The 16,353-nt window shown below is 61.0% G+C and carries 19 protein-coding genes; 3 read left to right on the top strand and 16 right to left on the bottom strand.

Translation table 11 applies throughout. The features are described 5' to 3' along the window. Nucleotides 1-23: 23 nt before the first annotated feature. The 4 genes from K7W41_RS16610 to K7W41_RS16595 form a co-directional block, all read right to left on the bottom strand. On the bottom strand, nucleotides 24-695 hold the full coding sequence (locus K7W41_RS16610) for a DsbA family protein (protein WP_224610818.1): 672 nt from the start codon (nucleotides 693-695) through the stop codon (nucleotides 24-26). A 34-nt stretch (nucleotides 696-729) separates the two neighbouring features. Next, on the bottom strand, nucleotides 730-1,203 hold the full coding sequence (locus tag K7W41_RS16605; RefSeq protein WP_224610816.1) for a hypothetical protein: 474 nt from the start codon (nucleotides 1,201-1,203) through the stop codon (nucleotides 730-732). Between the two features lie 273 nt (nucleotides 1,204-1,476). Beyond that, entirely contained in the window at nucleotides 1,477-4,122 is a 2,646-nt protein-coding gene (locus K7W41_RS16600; protein WP_224610814.1) for a hypothetical protein, read from the bottom strand. Further along, nucleotides 4,119-5,105 carry a serine hydrolase gene (locus K7W41_RS16595; RefSeq protein WP_224610811.1) on the bottom strand — a complete coding sequence of 329 codons (987 nt, stop codon included), beginning with the start codon at nucleotides 5,103-5,105 and terminating at the stop codon, nucleotides 4,119-4,121. The genes K7W41_RS16600 and K7W41_RS16595 overlap by 4 nt, the downstream gene beginning before the upstream one ends. A gap of 398 nt (nucleotides 5,106-5,503) precedes the next feature. Between K7W41_RS16595 and K7W41_RS16590 the strand changes: the two genes are divergently transcribed. After that, entirely contained in the window at nucleotides 5,504-6,100 is a 597-nt protein-coding gene (locus K7W41_RS16590; protein WP_224610809.1) for a hypothetical protein, read from the top strand. 157 nt (nucleotides 6,101-6,257) lie between these two features. Here the strand turns inward: K7W41_RS16590 and K7W41_RS16585 are convergent, their stop codons facing one another. Then, entirely contained in the window at nucleotides 6,258-6,701 is a 444-nt protein-coding gene (locus K7W41_RS16585) for a hypothetical protein (protein ID WP_224610807.1), read from the bottom strand. 133 nt (nucleotides 6,702-6,834) lie between these two features. Here K7W41_RS16585 and K7W41_RS16580 point away from each other — a divergent pair, with 133 nt between their 5' ends. Further along, nucleotides 6,835-7,104 (top strand): helix-turn-helix domain-containing protein, encoded by a 270-nt coding sequence (locus tag K7W41_RS16580; protein ID WP_224610804.1) that lies wholly within the window; start codon nucleotides 6,835-6,837, stop codon nucleotides 7,102-7,104. 165 nt (nucleotides 7,105-7,269) lie between these two features. On the opposite strand, the gene K7W41_RS16575 is transcribed toward K7W41_RS16580, so the two are convergent. The 4 genes from K7W41_RS16575 to K7W41_RS16560 all read right to left on the bottom strand — a co-directional run bounded on the left by K7W41_RS16575 (nucleotide 7,270) and on the right by K7W41_RS16560 (nucleotide 10,722). Continuing rightward, nucleotides 7,270-7,848, bottom strand: a complete 579-nt coding sequence (locus tag K7W41_RS16575; RefSeq protein WP_224610801.1) for a CAP domain-containing protein — start codon at nucleotides 7,846-7,848, stop codon at nucleotides 7,270-7,272. Nucleotides 7,849-7,904: 56 nt separating this feature from the next. After that, complete coding sequence (locus K7W41_RS16570) at nucleotides 7,905-8,714, bottom strand: PRTRC system ThiF family protein (RefSeq protein WP_224610799.1); 810 nt, start codon at nucleotides 8,712-8,714, stop codon at nucleotides 7,905-7,907. Nucleotides 8,715-8,777: 63 nt separating this feature from the next. Then, a complete protein-coding gene (locus K7W41_RS16565; protein WP_224610797.1) occupies nucleotides 8,778-9,443 on the bottom strand; it encodes a hypothetical protein in 666 nt (221 codons plus the stop codon). A 118-nt stretch (nucleotides 9,444-9,561) separates the two neighbouring features. Beyond that, nucleotides 9,562-10,722 (bottom strand): hypothetical protein, encoded by a 1,161-nt coding sequence (locus K7W41_RS16560; protein ID WP_224610796.1) that lies wholly within the window; start codon nucleotides 10,720-10,722, stop codon nucleotides 9,562-9,564. 190 nt (nucleotides 10,723-10,912) lie between these two features. Here K7W41_RS16560 and K7W41_RS16555 point away from each other — a divergent pair, with 190 nt between their 5' ends. After that, nucleotides 10,913-11,074 (top strand): hypothetical protein, encoded by a 162-nt coding sequence (locus K7W41_RS16555; RefSeq protein WP_224610786.1) that lies wholly within the window; start codon nucleotides 10,913-10,915, stop codon nucleotides 11,072-11,074. A gap of 252 nt (nucleotides 11,075-11,326) precedes the next feature. Here the strand turns inward: K7W41_RS16555 and K7W41_RS16550 are convergent, their stop codons facing one another. The 7 genes from K7W41_RS16550 to K7W41_RS16520 all read right to left on the bottom strand — a co-directional run. Continuing rightward, on the bottom strand, nucleotides 11,327-12,445 hold the full coding sequence (locus K7W41_RS16550) for a hypothetical protein (RefSeq protein ID WP_224610785.1): 1,119 nt from the start codon (nucleotides 12,443-12,445) through the stop codon (nucleotides 11,327-11,329). Between the two features lie 171 nt (nucleotides 12,446-12,616). Then, entirely contained in the window at nucleotides 12,617-12,823 is a 207-nt protein-coding gene (locus tag K7W41_RS16545) for a PRTRC system protein C (protein ID WP_224610783.1), read from the bottom strand. Nucleotides 12,824-12,892: 69 nt separating this feature from the next. Beyond that, nucleotides 12,893-13,936: a PEGA domain-containing protein gene (locus K7W41_RS16540; protein ID WP_224610781.1), complete on the bottom strand. Its 1,044-nt coding sequence runs from the start codon at nucleotides 13,934-13,936 to the stop codon at nucleotides 12,893-12,895. Nucleotides 13,937-14,039: 103 nt separating this feature from the next. Beyond that, on the bottom strand, nucleotides 14,040-14,621 hold the full coding sequence (locus K7W41_RS16535; protein WP_224610779.1) for a hypothetical protein: 582 nt from the start codon (nucleotides 14,619-14,621) through the stop codon (nucleotides 14,040-14,042). 198 nt (nucleotides 14,622-14,819) lie between these two features. Next, on the bottom strand, nucleotides 14,820-15,080 hold the full coding sequence (locus K7W41_RS16530) for a hypothetical protein (RefSeq protein WP_224610777.1): 261 nt from the start codon (nucleotides 15,078-15,080) through the stop codon (nucleotides 14,820-14,822). Between the two features lie 127 nt (nucleotides 15,081-15,207). Beyond that, nucleotides 15,208-15,765 (bottom strand): hypothetical protein, encoded by a 558-nt coding sequence (locus K7W41_RS16525; protein WP_224610775.1) that lies wholly within the window; start codon nucleotides 15,763-15,765, stop codon nucleotides 15,208-15,210. A gap of 35 nt (nucleotides 15,766-15,800) precedes the next feature. Next, on the bottom strand, nucleotides 15,801-16,353 hold a 553-nt coding region (locus tag K7W41_RS16520), incomplete at its 5' end, for a 5'-3' exonuclease (protein WP_224610773.1).

Below are 16,353 nucleotides of genomic sequence, written 5' to 3'. Positions count from 1 at the left end.
GCGAGGGTCTGGTGGCTAGAGGCTTACGGCGCCGCGTTCAGCGCAGCCCGAATCTCTTTCACTCCGGCTGGTGTCCGCCGGCCATTGACAAAGACGGTTGGTGTTCCGAGCATCCCGGCTGCCTTGTGCTGTTCGAGATCAGAATTCACGGTCGCCCCTGCAACTGGACCGATGACACACTGGTCATAAGCGGGAAGATTGAGCCCCACAGCCCTGGCTACTCGCCGCAGCAGTTGCGGTGTAGCCCAGGCGGCGCGCTCGTCACCTTGTTCGGCATAGAGAGCCGCGTTGTACTTCAGAAACTGAGCGCTGCCCTGCTGAAAAGCACACTCTGCGGCCACGCTGGCGGTCAGGCTGTCGGGCGCCAGAAAGGGCGACTGGAGAAACACCACATGCGCCTGACCTGTTTTGACCAACTGCTGCTCAATGAGCGGGAGGTGCCGGTGCTCGAAGTCACGGCAGTTGGGACACTTGTAGTCGCTGAAAAGGACAATCTGGGCCCCCACGCCGGCCTGGCCCAAGACAGGCCGATCTGCTGTGCTGAAGGTATGGACGGCGCGGTCCTCGCTTCCACTGGGCAGCAGCATGACAGTGGCCAGGAGGAGGGCGCCCACTGTCATGCTGGCGAGCAGCAGGGTGCGCCGCTTTGGATCTATCGGTTCGGGGGATAGCTGTCGGTTCGCCTCGTCTGACATGGCTGTACGCTAGGAGCGCGAGGGTTCGAGGCATTCAGCCTGTGCTGGCGACAACGGTGTTCGTTTCCTGGGCAGCTGAGTAATAGATCCTGGCATTCTGCGTGCGGGGCCCAAACAAAATGCCACTGCTCCGGAGCCATTCCAGGGTTGACTTCACCTGACCGTACGGCAGCCTCAGCGCTGTGGCCAGCTGAGGGGCTGTGGCAGGTCCAGTCGACAGCGTACTGATGAGCAGGGCTTCGAGTTCCTTCGACACCTCGCTGGTGTCAATGTCAAAGCCGTCGAATCTGTACCGAAGATGCCGCCGTGTTCGGTCATAAGTGCTGTAGAGAATGCCGCCATCTTCCAGTTGTTTAAGGAGGCTCATGGCGGCGGTGCGGCCCAGCCTAGTCTTGGACATGACGTCACTCAGCGCGGTTCCATCTTCTCCTTTGGACAGGAGGATGGCTTGCTCTTTCTGATCCTGAGAAAAAGTGTCTCGGTCAGCATGAAGGAAGGTGCGTCGCATACCCTGAAGACTCGCAAGCGCGAGAGTTTTTTTCGTTCTGATGCGCAACCCAGGCGTGCGGCGGTCCGCGCTTGGAACCACCTGCTGATCTTCGAGCGGCCAATGATACTGAACATCACAAAACCCCCCGGAAAGGTGGAGCGGGGGGTGTCAGACGGCGCGTTTTGCCCGGCCTCGATTCGCCGGGATGCTCAGGTCCCACCTGGGGACTCGCTGAACGCCTTCAAGCTACGCTGACGTTGTTCCATGAAAAATCCTGGCGCCTGGACACACTTACATGGCAATCAGGGCGTCAGTTATCACGTCCCCCAGGGCTTGATTGCCGTCTCCACTGAGCAGGTAGAGCACCTGCTGGACCGGTCCGCGAAAGGCGGCTGGAAGAAGCGGCACCATATGGCTCAGGTGAACACCCAACTCGGGGTCAGGTACGAACCGCAGGCCAAGCAACAGCACGCGCGCCGCTGACTGGAATTCACCCTGCTGCTCGTAACTTTGGGCCAGGTGCAGAGCAACAGCCACCGTCCGGTCTTCCAGCACGGCATTGACCTGCTGGGCGAAGACGCTTTCTGGAAGCCCAGGCAGGAACGCCGCAATGTGGGATAGCAGCCCCTCAAGCTCCATTCGATTTGAATTTTCTGGACTGAAGTCCACGCTCAGATAAGGGTCAATATCCGCCTTCAAATGGACGGCTAACGTTTGCTCGGTGCGGTAGCCTCGTGGGTCATGTTTGAGTGACAGAAGGCTCCGCTCCACTTCCGGGTCAAGCTGCTTGAGTAAGTGACGGAGCATCGACATGGACTTTTGGGCATTCCGCCGCGGATCTAGCGGATATGCTGGTCGCTCAGCCAGCTGAGGCTCAGGAATTTCCAGGATGCGGCGGAACCGTTCTGGGGCCACCCCCAGCTCCAGACAGGCGCGATAGACCTCCTCGAAATCACCCCGGTACATCCGCGCCGTGACATCCGTGCTGCTCCCCCGCTTGTCCAAGATGGCCACCAGTTGTTCGGCGTGGGCCCTGGTGTAAGTGCCTTGCTGCACACGCACGCGGCCAGCCAGGAGCAGGGACAGCAGAACACTGTCATACGTTTCTCGCCCTTGGAGCGCAATAGACTCGAAGGCAGCGAGCGCATTCTCGTGCTCTCCCCTGACCAGACCGTGAATGCCTTCCACCAGGGGCAGGTAGGCGTCAGGCTCCGTGTACTCCGCGCGGGTGGCTGTCACACGGTGCACCACGTCCCGCAGCGCACGCCTATGTTCAGCTATGCGCTCCAACCAGCCCAGGCGGTACAGGGCATAGGTGGCAAAGGTATGCGGCATGAGAAGGCCAAGGACGTTGCGGCGCGCCGTGAATGCTTCAATTGAAGCTTCAAAAGCCATCAACGCATCCTCTAGACGGCCAAACTCCATATAGATGAGCCCACGGGTGTTATAAAGGTAGGGCACACTCGCCAGATTGGCGTGCTGAATACTTAAACCCCGCTGAATCAGATCAAGTGCTCCGTCAAATTCACCTGTATCTTTGAGAATTTCACTCAACTGATACATCATGTATGTTGCGTGGGGCAAAAAGCGATTGCCTTCCCGTTCAGCCAGATCAAGACCTTCCAGGACGGAATCTTTGGCGCCCAACATGTTACCTTTCATCTGCCGGGCATATGCAACATTGCTCAACGCGTTAAAATGTTGACTCAGGCTCCGGGAACGAATCGCATATTGAAGATTGGTTTGTGCGGCCTCTTCTGCGTCTTCATAGCGGTTGCATCTCACATAATAATTGGATAGATAGGCATAATACCGGGAATAGTCTTCATTTGTCTGGGCGCGCTCAAGCGCCATATGAAGAACCTGTGCCCACGTTTCCAGATTATTGGCTCGACTTGCCAGACGTCCGAGAAGAATATACGTTCGCGAAGTATCTGCCTCAAATTCTCTTTGTTTCAACAGAACATACTCGGCATCCTGGGTCTTGCCATTGGTAATCAGGTAACTGGCATAGATATCCCGCAAGGTGGGAGGCAGCGTCTGCAGGGGGATATGCCCGAGCAGCTGAATCTTTTTGCCGATGTCCTGATCATCTTCACCGTACCGCTCAAAAAAAGCCTGTACCAACTCGACAAGCTCGTTGGGGGTGATGCGGCCAGCCAGATCGAGCAGGTCCTGCACCGCCGTGTCTTGCTGACGCACTTCAACCAGGCCGAGGCCTTCACGCTCTTGAAGGTGCCGGCGCATGGCAGGATGAACTTCGGTCCGGCCCCCCACCGGGATAACAGGAAAGCCGCTGTTCAACAAGTTGCTGAGTTGTCCCTCACGCTGCATGACCAGCAGGAACGTATCCCAGCGGTTCTGGATGGTGACGTCACTGAGGTGCTCCTGCATGCTTTCGTCAAGGTCGTGCCACAGATCATCCAGATAGGCGGCGACGTCCCCGTGGGGATGCAGAGACACCCCGATAAGGGCTGGCCATCCCAGGGTCTGTGCCACCAGGTCCTGAACGTTGCCGGCGCCATCTAACCTGGCAATCTCACCCGTGCTCAAGGCCAGGTCAGCGGCGTCAAAAAGGGTCAGTTCGCGCTTTTGAAGCAGCAGTTGCACCCGTGGGTACTGAATATGCCGGACCGCCAGCATCAACTGGCGAAGACTCGAGGGAATTTTGAGAAGTGCTGCCACCTCTTCTGGCGGTAAGCGGTGGGCGTCGTCAATCAAACACACGCGGTGGTCGGGTGCAATCGCGCGCGCACGCGCGGTGATGGTGGCGACGGTGTCTGTGGCCAGAGCCTTGACCAGAACAGTGTCGGTCCGGCCTTGTGCCCACTGCTCCAGCGCAGCGGTTTTGCCGTAGCCTGCAGGCGCACACAGCAGGACATGACCCGTGGCGCCTGAAAGTCGCGCCAGCAGGATGTCCCGCCGAATCAGGGTCACCGGCGGGCCTGGAGCGCCAGCAGATTTTGTTCAATCCACAACACGACAGGGCGAATTTGCAGCTCCATGTCTTCTGAGTCTGTGGTTACGCTGCCATCATTGAGATAGGTGTACGCGTATACACGGCCGTCCTTGCCTTCCACGTAACCCGTGAGCGTCAAAATGCCCCAGCCACTCCCTGCCTTTCCGGCCCAGTACGTGGCGTTGAATTTCGGTGCTTTGGGGCGGCAGCATCCAGTGGCCAGCATGGTGCGGAACGCCGCGCGCGTTTGGGTCTTGAGGGCGTTCCCGGATAGCGTCCGGTACATCAGATCGGTGTAGGCGCTGGCTGTGCTGGTGTTCTGAATGTTCAGTTCCATGTCGCTGGCGTAGGTCGGGCCATGGAAATACACGTCGAGTTGTTGCTCGACCGATGGTCCTGTGAGCTTCTGGGAAGCGGCAATCAGGGCTTTGGCGGTCTGCACACGCTGCTCAAACGGCTGCGCACCGTACGCTCTGGCACCAGCGGCCGTATCGCGCGTCATCACGGATGGAATCAGACCAGCCTGAGCACCCCACCACGCCTTGGTGGTAAGGAGTACAGAGGTGCAGGGACTCTGGAGTCTTACCGCGCGGGCTAGCCGCTCAGGACCGTAAGCCAGGTGCAGGATGTCAGAAGCCGTGTTGTCACTCTGATAGATGGCCCGCTTGGCCAGGACCTGTAGGCTGTTGGTGCCTGGGGGATAGAGCTCGATGGAGCGGTTGGCCGCTGTCGTCGTATACGTCGCATTGAGCTTGACTTTCCCCGCATCGACGTCTTGAAACAGGGCCTGAACAATCAGCGGCTTGAAGAGGCTGGCCAGCGGATGCACTGCCTGAGGATCGCCGAGGACAAGGGCACGAAGAGGCAACTTCGTTTTGTTGTCGTACTCAGCGACATAAAAGCTGACGCGGCCAGTGACCCCTGCGGGCAGGGGCAGAGTGCTGGGAACGCGGCTGATCACGGGCGCCAGGGCACTGGTGCAGGTGACTGGTGCACCCAGAGGCTGGGGAGCTGCGGGCAATGCGGCTGCACCCGCTGACACACAGCAGAGCAGGAGCAGCGAAATCACGGCAGTGGACAGTATTTTCATAAGAGCCTCGGGAACCGGAAAGGTGGGGAGAGAAGTGCTCCCAGACACGTGATATGCATGCTGCTGATGCCAGGAGGGAAAAGCAAGGTCATACACCAGCCACTTGCCGAAATGACCGGACACCCATGACCGTGCCCTGCGGCGCTGCCCTTCAGACAGGTCTAATTGCCTGCGCCTGTCAACGTCCCCAATCTGGTTGAGCGAACCCAGGAGCGTGGGGAACCCGGTGAATCCATGACAGGCGACATCAGAAGTCGTCGCATGCCTGCATGATGACGTTCGAGCGCACTGGCGAACGCCGGTGTGTGGTCCCGCTCCAACACCCGCCGCTCCAGCACCTCGGTAACCAGTGCAGGCTGCAGGCCGCGCTCCAAGAGATCCGCGTGCAAGCGGCTGATCACAGCGCCAGCCACCGCCGGCAAATGGTGTCCAGCGGCCCGGGCCGCCTGTTCAACGCGGCACGCTGCCAGATCAGCCTCGTATGCCGCGCGGTCTGCTGGGACATTGGCCAGCAGCTCAATTCCGTGCTGGTGGCAGTACACCCGCAAGATCGCCAGATCAAACAGGTCAAAGAGTTGCACCCGTTGCAAAACACGTCGGGAGCGCACGCCACGGAGTGCAACGTCGCGGTCAGGATCTATGACGCCGCGAAGCACCAGTCGGCCCGCCTCCATTGTCAGCGTGCCACCTCGGCGACCGCGGGCCCCCGCAATGTCCTGGTGCTCCTCAGGGACTCGCAGGTGATGCTGGGCTGCCCACTGGCGCAACTCTTCGTACCGGGACAGGCCGTAGTAAAGCGTCTGGGGGGTCCAAGGCAGTTTCCTGGCCGCTGGGTGACCAGTCCTCGGCAGGTGGGGGTTCGTTAAGCGAACGTTGAGCACTTTGAGTGTCCGGGCGTGAGCATCGACGACGAGGCTGCTCCAGCGCAACTCCAAGGCATGTGAGAAACTGATAGGAACCACCGACATGCGCTATGGTCCGGCCGCGTATGACTTTGTCAGAATAGTCGCTTGCACTGACCGCTCAAGTGGCGCGCGACTCAGTGGTGTACAGGCGCAAGGATCCGACATTCCGGGCTCCCAGGAGCCCATTGACCACCGCCCGCTCAAGATTGGCCCGGGCCACGGCCACGGCAAGACCGAACTGTTGTGCCAGGCGCTGAGCTGTTTCCGATCGTCCGCCGCGGTCAAGGTAACTCACCATGGGCTGCGTGACCCCGGCTTGTTCGAGACCGGGATCCAGGTGAACCACAGCCGTGTGGTAACTCGTCTGACGATCGGTACGCGTTTCAAACAAGCGTCCATCCATCAGCAGCCCATAGATGCAGGTGCTCACATCACTCAGGCCAAGCCCCAAGAGCTTGGCAAGTTGACGCAGTGTGATTCCCCCAGGACGGTAGGCCAGGTTGAGGATGCAGCGTTGGAGGCGTTGAGGATTACGGGAATTTTGCGTTGCAGGCGTCGTCATGGGGAGTTTCCTTCTGGGCACCTGGAACAGACCAGGGCACCATTCAAAGCATTTGCTTTGAATGGAAGGGTAATCCAAGGACGGGCCCGGCGCAAGCCCCTGCCAGGCCTCCGCTGCTTACACTGAAGCGAAGATGACTGTCGACGAGTTTGAGCAGCTGATTTCTTGCAGGCTCCGCCAGTTGCCGGCCCGCGATCCTCAGGTCAAAAAAATCGCCACCGCGCTTGGAGTGACTGCGCCGTTCATCCGCCAGTTGGTGAAAGGAGAGCGCCGCATTCCACCACGGCACCTGCATGCCTTATCGACTCATGTTGGGTTGAGCTACGCCATCACCGTCATCGACAGCCGGACTGGTCAGGCCGTGAAGGCTCCAGCAGGCGATGAGTTAGAGCCTCTGCCCTGAACTTCATCAGGGGTGCGGTGATGCCTCTGGCCCATGGCTCAGAGCGTGGCCTGGCACCTCTGCCGAGACCAGGCGGTGGTCTGCCCCTCTGAAAGGGTCCGGCCAAAGTCCTCACAGAAAAGGCGCCGTCCTAACAAGGACAGCGCCCATGAGTCTGCTTCGTCTTTATAGGGGGCTGGCCACCTCAAGAGCCCAGAAGTTGTCCACGGCCGCCACGCCGATATCGACGTAGTCCTTCCTCGCGAGGGTCTCGCAGTGACCCTGTTTGCTGTCCAGCCACGCCTGCACCACTTCTTGCGGATTGCGGTAGCCCAGAGCCAGATTTTCACCATTCCGGAAACCTTTGGGTGGCTGGTAGCCTGCACGCAGAACCCGGTCAATCGGGTCTGCACCGTAGGGCGCGGGCGCAGGGGCTTGGTGCGCGATATAGGCTCGGTCACGCATGTCCTGAGCGTGCCACTCCGCTGCCCGCTGCAGGTGACCTTCAAAAGTGAGAGCGCCAGCAGGGGGATACGCCGTTTTGACACCAGTGGCGGACACGCAGGTAATCCCTTGTGCCCTGGCCGCATTGATGACTGTCAGGGCCTGCGCTTCTCTGGTTTCGAAGACGTCTGGCGCCAGAGCAGCCCGAGCGAGCGAGAAAGCGGGTTCAGGGGTGTACTCGGGGGTCTTGGGGGTTTCTCCACAGGCAGTCACACATGCGGTGAGGAGGACGGCAGAGCACATCGTGCGGCGCTTGGTCATGCCACTGACGGTGTTTGCGCGAGACTGCGGGACGATATGAAATATCCGACATCGCGCTAGGCGGCCGCGCCAGAGACCTGCCGGACCGTCCGGCGCCGGGTCGGCAGGGGAACGGGCAGGGCCACCGCCTGCCCCGTCGCAAAATTAAAGTAGTACCCGTGGTACTGAAGTTTCCCCGTCCATAGGCCATCCCAGAGCAGCTGCATGCCAAGAGTGGCCACCATCTTGTTGACCATCAGATTTTGCTTGCTCAGGGCCTCCAGCACAGAGCAACTGGGCACGTCGTCATCGGGCACGGTCAGATCAATCAGGTCAGGATGAAGTTCCGTGGCGCAGGGCAACGGGTTGGTCAATGCGTGCTGGCGCGAACGCGGCGTACCGAGCACACACTGACCGTAGTCAGCCATGTTTCCAAAATCAAGCCACAGCTGCCAGCTTCTGAGACCCGAGGCGAACGCGGCCTTGTGAAGCGCCGCGCGCGCGGCGCGGGTGTCCACGCAGGACAAGACGATGTCCCATGAGTCCCGAGCGGCGGCGCCGTCAAACTTGCGGGCGTAGCTGCGCCAGTTCAGTCCACAAGCCAGATTGACCCGCCGGACCAGGACTTCGGCTTTGTTCCGACCCAAATCGGCGTGGTGATACCGCTGGCGCACGATATTCGCTTCTGAGACCGTATCTGGATCAAACACGTGCACGTACAGACCTCCTCGCCCTTTGGCAACCAGTGCGGCGTGCATCTGAGTCAGGATGGTCATCACTTCTGAGCCGGTGCCACCCACGCCAACAAGCGCCACGCTGAGTGGTTTGGTGCCGAGCAGGTTTTTGTGCAGTGCCCAGGGTTGGGCAGAAGGGATCGACTTTGGCATGGGCACCGAGCACCCTGGCACCGGGTGCCAGGGTGACCTCTGCCCCACTTCGGACACCACCTTCTAAGCGCTTTGCAGGACTGCTTCTTCCAGGGTCAGATCCGCAGGGAGCAGCCAGGTGGGGTCGAAGTCACCCCGCCGCGCTGCCGCTTCCCAAAGTTCTTTATGCGTGTGGCTGCTGTGCCACCGCACCTTTTGACCGGCGCGGTGAGTGAAATTGCTCTGAAACACGACGCGTTCCCAGGCTTCTGTGTTCTGGGGATCTCCGCCTGACGGGAGGGTAGCCCCGCCAGAACACAGGCGGTGGTCGTCAAAGAGGTTGTAAAAGGGGGCGAGCGCCAGTTTTGTTGTTCCTTTCGGCTTGCTGTTTTCGAACAGGGCGTAAATTTTGATGGATTGGCCACGAGACACAAAAACCAGAGGCGGCATGGGAAAGACGCGCCCATTCAGTTCCGCCAGCCCCTTGTCCCGGTCCGGGTTAAACAGCAGGGGCCGCTCTTGGGCTGGGGAAAACCATGCGCACGCGTCAAACGACAGCGCCAACACCTCCTCACCCACCAAAGTCAGCGGGCGGCGGTTGGTGAGCTTCAGGAGTGACGCCACCGTGTCGTTGGTGACCTCGACGGCGTTATTCAGCTGCGCTTGTCCATTGACCACGGAGATCTCTGAGCGCATCACAGCCATCTGTTGATGGTTGGCATAGACCAGCAGGGCCATCTGCAGGGTCAAGGGGTTCGGGTCAATGTAAGGGTGGTGAACAGACATACCTGTGCCTGACCTTGGGCACCCTGGTGCCCGGGGTGAGGTGTTATCCAGCGCCGTGCGGGGAGAGATTCAGGTCCTCCAGTTAGCTGCGGCGCCGAAACAGGCCCTGCCGTACGGGTTGAAGCCAGGAGACGGAGCGCAGAAAGGCCATGGCTTCCGCCAGCGAAAGCCCGAAAACGGGCGCGATATCCTGGCTCCGAATCACCGTCTGCGTCAGAAACCACTCGCTCAAAAAGCGTTCTCGCGCCTCTGCCATTTTGAGCGGCGCGGCCCCCTGTGGAGCTTCCGTCCTTTCGTGCGGGCCAACTGTCAGAGCCTGTAGATGTGTGGTCACCACACACAATTGATTCAGCGGCATGGCCAGGGGATCGTGCAGAGCTGGACCGCTATACCCTGCTTGCCGCAGAAAAGGGGTGAGCTGCTCCATGCTCCACCCCAGCTCTTGAATCCGGTGCAGTTCCTCTTGCAGGGCTTGACCCTGTGCCAGCACCCGGAGATAGGTGGTGAGGTCACCCAAGGCCTCCACCTGCGCTGCACTGGCATAGTCTGGACCGGGCAGCGCCAACTGCGGGTTCAGGTCGGCTCTTGGCTGTCCGTAGATGGTTTCCACCAGATTCCACACTGGCTCAGCGGCTTCTTGGGGAAGAGAGGCCAGAAACCCCGTGAGCTGCTCAGGACCTGTCCAGGCCAACTGCTCAAGTGCTGCGCCGTATTGGTCGAGGGCCTGACGGATCTGTGCCGTGACCACTGGCGGCCGGCCAGGGAGGGTCAGAAGCGCGGCGCGCAATTCTTTGGTGGCTTTGTGCAGGTGGCGGCCCTGGGCCAACTGTTTGATTACACCACGGCCAACCCGTTGTCCCCGCTCAGTCAGCGCCTGTGCCAGCGCGGCTGCAGTCCAACCCTGGGCCAGATAGGTGGAGAGTTCTGCGGCCAGAGCCGACACCCAATCTTCCGCTGCCCTAAATGCCTCAGCCTGGTCATTCGCCGCCGGCACGTCGGGTTCTTCAAAACCTTGCAATACCGTGGCTGTTTCGGCATCTTCAAGCCCCCACCGCACGGCGTAACACTGAATGAGGTGAGCCTTGAGGGTGTCACCACACAGCGGCGCAGGGGCCGTCCGGAGGTACTGCAGTGACTGATGAACACTGGCCGCGTCTTGAAGGGCCATCAACAGGCCCGCGCGCTGAGCTTCAGGGACTCGCTGAAAGGATTTGACAATCTGCACCAGCAGCGAATCAGTCACCCGGGCGCTCCTTGAGCACCGTAATGAGGCAGTGGGCGCCCGACTCAAGAACTTCGTACAGGGGATACAGGTCGCGCCCGAGATAGGGGACGTGCCGGACGATGCTTCCAGGTACCACCCGCACCGGGGGGGCGGTGCGCCACTGCTCCGCTAACCCATGCAGTTCTTCTGCAGGTACGCTTAATCCGAAGTGCTCTTGGAGCCTCAAAGCGACGTGGGCCAGGCGGTGTTGGGTGCTGGCACGGTGATCCGTTTGAGGTTTTCGCCGGTGCTGCGCCCGCTCCTGACAGGTCGCCAGCTGCCGGGCTGCTTGCGTGACGAGATCAAGATAGCCCTGCTGGTCTACTCGTAAGGTGGCCCGCAGGGTTTGGGAAGCTGCCCGAAGACTGGCCCGCGCTGCGTCGGCCGCCTCCTCGTACTCCACCTGACTGCCACGCTCAGGCGCCGAGGCCAGCCGGGGCGGGGGCGGCAAGGTGGAGTGTTGAGGCGGGCCAAACACGTGCGCCAGAGCGAGCGCTGAGAAGAGTTGATGTCGGTGTTGATGTCGGTGTGAGCCAGTCATAATCCTCCTGCCCATCAGGGTCAGGGCGGGAGGGTCCGAAACTCAGGCCGTCCATGCACCAACCAGGTGCGCCAGCTGCAGGGTCAGCATGAGTGCATCGTTGATCAATTCAGTGGCCTCCTGAAACCGGCTGGCGCTGTCGCTGCGCGCTGTCAGGAACATGGCGAAGTTGGGACCCTCAAGTTCATTCCCCTGCATGCGCTGATCGTCGTATTCCCGCAAGAGTTCTTGCAGCGGACCCCAGCGGTGCTCCAAGCGTTCCCAGGGCCAGATCTCCAGAACCACGGCCATCCGGCCGTGCGGCGCCTGGTGCATCCGCTTAAGGAGGGATGTTTCATCGCCGGACACTTCGTCAAGGCGGGCTGTCAACGCGCTCAATTCCATCAGGCCAGTCAGCAGCTGGTCAAACTGCTGCCGCTGAGACGCTGTTATGGGTGCTGCCGCCAAGACTGCGTGAATCGCCTCCAGGCTTAGCGGCTGCTGACCGGCCTGGAAGACATCCAGACCTATCTGCCGCTTGAAAGAGCCAGGGGTCAGAATGCCCTGCGCCCGGATAAAGGTTTTCAACTCCGCATTGGTCAGTTCTGCTACCGGCTTTTCCAAACCGTCTGCGGCTGCCTCCCGCTGCATCTGCCAGAACTCACCCTGATCACAGCAGAAATAATGAGACTCCGCCAGATCCCACGCCTGGTCAGGGGTGAAGATGCCAAACCCACTGCCCGACACCCGCCCCAGGTGGGCCAGCAGGCTGCCGCCCAAGGCGGGGTGAATGCGCTGGGTGCAGTCGAGGAAATCTGCGGCAGAGAACAACTCGGCGTCTGGCCCGTAGGCCCGGATGATCAGCTCAGAAGCGTCAACTTCAGGCTGCAGGTCACTGTTGCCGTAGCGGAAATAGTCCACGCACTCTTCAAGGACCACCTCTGCGCCGTCCAGATGAATTTCCAGACTGCGGTGGTGGGTCTCACCCCAGGTCTCCAGGGCGCGGCGGGTATAGGCCAGGGGACTTTCACGGGGGCGGCGCCGGAGGCGAGGCAAAACCCCCGCCTCAAACAATGCGGCGAGGGCAACCCGGTGGTGCTCGAAGTGAGGGCAGTGAAGTGGAAGTGTCAATGGCACCTGCAGTTGAACAGGGAGGTCTGTCAGCTGACGCGCCAGGCTCAAGGGAGCATCGGAATCTGTTCGCTGGAGATGGGCAGGGGCGTCTGTTGTGAGCGGGCGCGGGCAATCAGCTGAGCGAGCCGCTGTTGATCCGGAACGAGGGCGGGCGCAAACTGCACGTCTGGCGGGTAGAGCGGAGCGGTTCTGATCCATGTGGCGAGACCTGATGAGCGCTCAGCCTTTGTTCGCCGCGCGTTTTTGGACGGTGTAGACGCGTTTGCCATCAAGGATCACCGGGCCTTCAACGACAGCCGTGACTAGTTGTGGATTGGTCAGGGCGTGGAGTTTGACGACGTCTTCTACAGACGCAGTGGGGTTCAGGTCGGTCAGTTCGCGCCCGTCGAACTGAATGATGCGGTGGACGATTTCAAGGTGTGACATGGCATTCCTCCGGTGAATTTGAGCTGCACAGCAATCACCCCGGAGCGCGCTCCGGGGTGACGTTCCTTCTCAGAACAAACCTTGAGGCCTGGCCTTGAGAGTGACTTTGATGGTCTTTGTCTCTTTGGGCCGCAGAACCACGTCCTCTTCGGTTGGATCATGGCCTACCGCCTCGACACGAACGGTGTACTTTCCAGCCCCCAACTTGCAGCTTTTGCCAGCGCCAGGGGTCCATGGACCGCCTTCACCCTTAACCACGATGGACGCGCCTTCGACATTCGGTGTCACGATGAGAGTCGCCTGCTGCACCGCCTGCTGGGTCGCTTTGGCCTCTTCTGCTTTCTTCTTGCTGGCTTGGGCTGCCTTGCTGGCCACCGCCTGAGTGGTGGCCAGCAAGGCAGCTGCCAGTTCCTGAACGGTCTGCCGCGTTGCCTGATGGTGCGGGCGGGCGGCCAGAAATTCAAGGTCCAGTTCCTGCGGTGTGCCCCGGCCTGAAAGGTCTTTTCGCAGATCAGCCGGTTGGCCGTCCAGATGCTGAGGAACGATGCTGGCCACAATCTGACCGGCCGACGTTCGGGCGATCACCAGTTGCACGGTCTCGCCTACCGCCAGAGGGGCCGAGAGCATGCTGATCAGACCCTCCCCAAGCGTACCGCCGGGCCACGCGATCAGCCGGTCGTGAGCGGCCTTGACCGCGTCACCGGACTCGTCCACGCTCTCAATAGAGCCCTCGAGCGGCAATTCAGCATCGGCCGAAGGAAGAGGCGTCGGGTCCTCCGAAAGAGGCACCACGGCGTCCTCGGCCTCGTGCCCCTCAGCCATTGACCCACTGGCTTCGAAGGGCACGCCCGCTGTAGGCACGTGCTCCTCCTGTGGTGTGGTCGCCAGACCAAGGAGTGTGCGTAGGCCGTGTTGCGCGGCCTGTGCGGCCTTCAGGTCTGTTTTTGCGCCTGGATGCTGCGCGAATACCGCGCGGGCCTGCGCTTCCCGCTCTTTGCCCTGACTGACAGCCAGGTACCAGAGCGCAGTCAGGTCTGAGAGGCAGCTGTCATGTGTATTGGGCGTGGGGAGATAGTGGCTGGGGGCAACGCCCTGGGCTTTGACTTGGTCCATAGTGTCCTCCGACCCCCACCTGGAGCCCTTCGCTGCAGCGAAGGGTGACGCGCTCCATGCAGCGTCCCCCGGTGACCTGCACCGGGGAACGCTGCGCGCGCGGTCAAGCCTGGTGCCGGGCGGCCGGGGGATGCGTGAACACGATGTTTGAGTGAGGTTGACAGGCAATCTGGGTCTGTCCAGTGACGTCTGCGGCATCTTGCAGGGCGATCAGCTGCGCTGTTTTGGGATCCAGCTGCTCTTCCGCAATGAGGTGCAAAGTCCGGACAGTGTGCAGCACGGATTGCGTCAAGAGTTCGTTCCAGACGGGCGTCTCCGAAAGACGCAGCAGAACGTCCACGGCGTCGTCGCGGTTGAGCAGTTGCTCCTCAAACGCCAAGTGGAGGTTGTCACCAGAGGCAGAGACGTACATCATCGACCGGGCCAGATCCCGCACGCTGAGGCCGTGGGTATATCTGCCACTTTGCACCGCCAGCACCACATCCTGACCGGTCTGGTCCACGGCCACACTGAAGGAGGCGGCGTGCCGGACCAACAGATTGGTGGCCTGGGTGGTCACCGCGTCCATCAAGCTGACTAGGCTCTCGACTGTGGCGGGTTGATCGGGATGCAAGAGGCGCAGTTCGCTGAGCAGATTCGCGGCCGCGACGTTCAAAGAAGGGGCGAGGTGAGGAGCAGAAAGCATGAAGCACTGTGTGGAGCGCGAGGGTTCAGTGTCCAGTGGTTTATAACGGTGTGCCATGACGTCTCCAGGTCACCTGCGGCGGACAGGTGTCGGGAGGCCAATACTGCGCGCGCTTCAGGTACAGGCGCGCTGGCAGCCCAGCAAAACTCCCGCCTCCCAGGATGTGAGGCGGGAGGGTTTGTTGAGATACAGGCGCTTTCAGACCACGGCCAGCGCCGTGGCCATGCGGGCGCAGTACAGTTCCGCCGCGTCAATGGCGGCGGCTGGAGGCGCAGTCAGCAGGGTCAGGCCCATTGGAATGCCGGCGCCTTCCGCAGCCAGCAGGACGCCGCCACACATGACCACATCTTCCAGCACTTGGTACTCGCCAGTGGTCAGTTCGGTCGGTCGGTCGTCTTTGAGTTTCTGGGCTGCGCTCTGGAGAAGCTGCTGTTCGGCCAGGGTAAAGTTTGTGGTCATGCCACCAGCCACTTGGATGGCCCAATTCAATGCTGCTTGATGCTGCTCAATCATGACGGTCCTCCACTGGGCACCTGCCCCTGCGTCTGAGAGTTGCGGCGCGAGGGTTTGGCGGGCCGGATCCAGGTCACAAACCATCGCCCGCTCCAGCGGACGCGCGCTGATCAGGTGGGCGCCACTGGCGACTGGCCACCTCGTCGGCTGGGGTGAGTTGAGCCTCTATTTCGGCCGCCATCTGGGGAGAGACACCCAAGATGGTCAGTGGACACAAACACGCACATTGCGCGGGCCGACGAATCAACGTCGGCGTCAGCAGGGCGAGGCGCTCGGGCGTCAGTTCCTCCCGCAGCAGGCTCAGAGTCAGGTGGCTGGGGGTCAGATCGTAGGTCGTGACAATCGTGGTCGACCGCGCCTGAAGGCTGGTGCGCTGCCATCCACGAGAGCTCCAGCCGTAGGCACGCCCGTCAAAAAGAACCAGCGGCAGCCGTGCGCCCTGGCCCCGAATGACTGCCGTTTCCCGCCGAGCAAGCAACTGGCCAAGCCGGGTCCGGCCTGCACTGTCTTCAAGGTGCGTCAGCAGTGCGCTGAAACTTTGAACGACAGCTTGGTTGTGTCGGTGGCCGTCCGATGAGGTCACGGTGGAATGAGCCAGATGAGGAAGAGGCAACATGGCGACCTGCGCCACCCCAGGCTTCTGGGGTGACGCTCGAACGCGGAGGCCTACCGAACCCGGACCACGGGCGCATCCACCCGGACAGTCACCAGTTGGAAGAACAGCTCGATCTCGCTGCGATTGGCCGCCAGCAGCGGTTTCCGGTACCTCAATTCCACCGAGGGTGCATGTGCGAAGACCTCGTCAACCGTGCTGTAAAGGTGGGCCAGATGTGCCGACCCCTTCTCGCCCAGACCGTGAACACCTGGAATGTTATCGCTCGCGTCACCACAAAGACTTTTGAAGAGGGTCATGCGGGCTGGGGGAACGCCAAATCTGCGTTGGACATCGGCTGGGGTCATCACCTGACGGGTTCGGGGGTCAAACACAGACACCTGGTCTGTTACCGTGCTCAACAGATCCCGGTCGCTGGTCACGATGACCACAGGACCCGGCGCACGCCTGGCCAGCGTACCCAGTACATCATCGGCCTCATGATTCGGCGCTGCGGCCGGCATGGCGCCAGCCTGAGTCATCAGCGTGGCCGCCTGGCCCAGCAGCGCTTCCAAGTCATCTGGTTTGGGATTCCGCTGGCCCTTGTACGCGGGGTAGAGCGTTTGA

It is taken from the genome of Deinococcus multiflagellatus (genome assembly GCF_020166415.1).
In the GTDB taxonomy this organism is placed as follows: domain Bacteria; phylum Deinococcota; class Deinococci; order Deinococcales; family Deinococcaceae; genus Deinococcus; species Deinococcus multiflagellatus.
The sequence above is the reverse complement of the archived record's forward strand: the minus strand, read 5'-3'. Positions and strand labels throughout refer to the sequence as shown.

Bases quoted from the DNA above. Each gene is read 5' to 3' on its own strand.
- K7W41_RS16545 (WP_224610783.1), bottom strand. From the start codon at position 12,823: ATGTCACACCTTGAAATCGTCCACCGCATCATTCAGTTCGACGGGCGC.
- K7W41_RS16575 (WP_224610801.1), bottom strand. From the start codon at position 7,848: ATGACCAAGCGCCGCACGATGTGCTCTGCCGTCCTCCTCACCGCATGT.
- K7W41_RS16610 (WP_224610818.1), bottom strand. From the start codon at position 695: ATGTCAGACGAGGCGAACCGACAGCTATCCCCCGAACCGATAGATCCA.
- K7W41_RS16585 (WP_224610807.1), bottom strand. From the start codon at position 6,701: ATGACGACGCCTGCAACGCAAAATTCCCGTAATCCTCAACGCCTCCAA.
- K7W41_RS16530 (WP_224610777.1), bottom strand. From the start codon at position 15,080: ATGACCACAAACTTTACCCTGGCCGAACAGCAGCTTCTCCAGAGCGCA.
- K7W41_RS16570 (WP_224610799.1), bottom strand. From the start codon at position 8,714: ATGCCAAAGTCGATCCCTTCTGCCCAACCCTGGGCACTGCACAAAAAC.
- K7W41_RS16535 (WP_224610779.1), bottom strand. From the start codon at position 14,621: ATGCTTTCTGCTCCTCACCTCGCCCCTTCTTTGAACGTCGCGGCCGCG.
- K7W41_RS16605 (WP_224610816.1), bottom strand. From the start codon at position 1,203: ATGCGACGCACCTTCCTTCATGCTGACCGAGACACTTTTTCTCAGGAT.
- K7W41_RS16540 (WP_224610781.1), bottom strand. From the start codon at position 13,936: ATGGACCAAGTCAAAGCCCAGGGCGTTGCCCCCAGCCACTATCTCCCC.
- K7W41_RS16580 (WP_224610804.1), top strand. From the start codon at position 6,835: ATGACTGTCGACGAGTTTGAGCAGCTGATTTCTTGCAGGCTCCGCCAG.
- K7W41_RS16590 (WP_224610809.1), top strand. From the start codon at position 5,504: ATGATGACGTTCGAGCGCACTGGCGAACGCCGGTGTGTGGTCCCGCTC.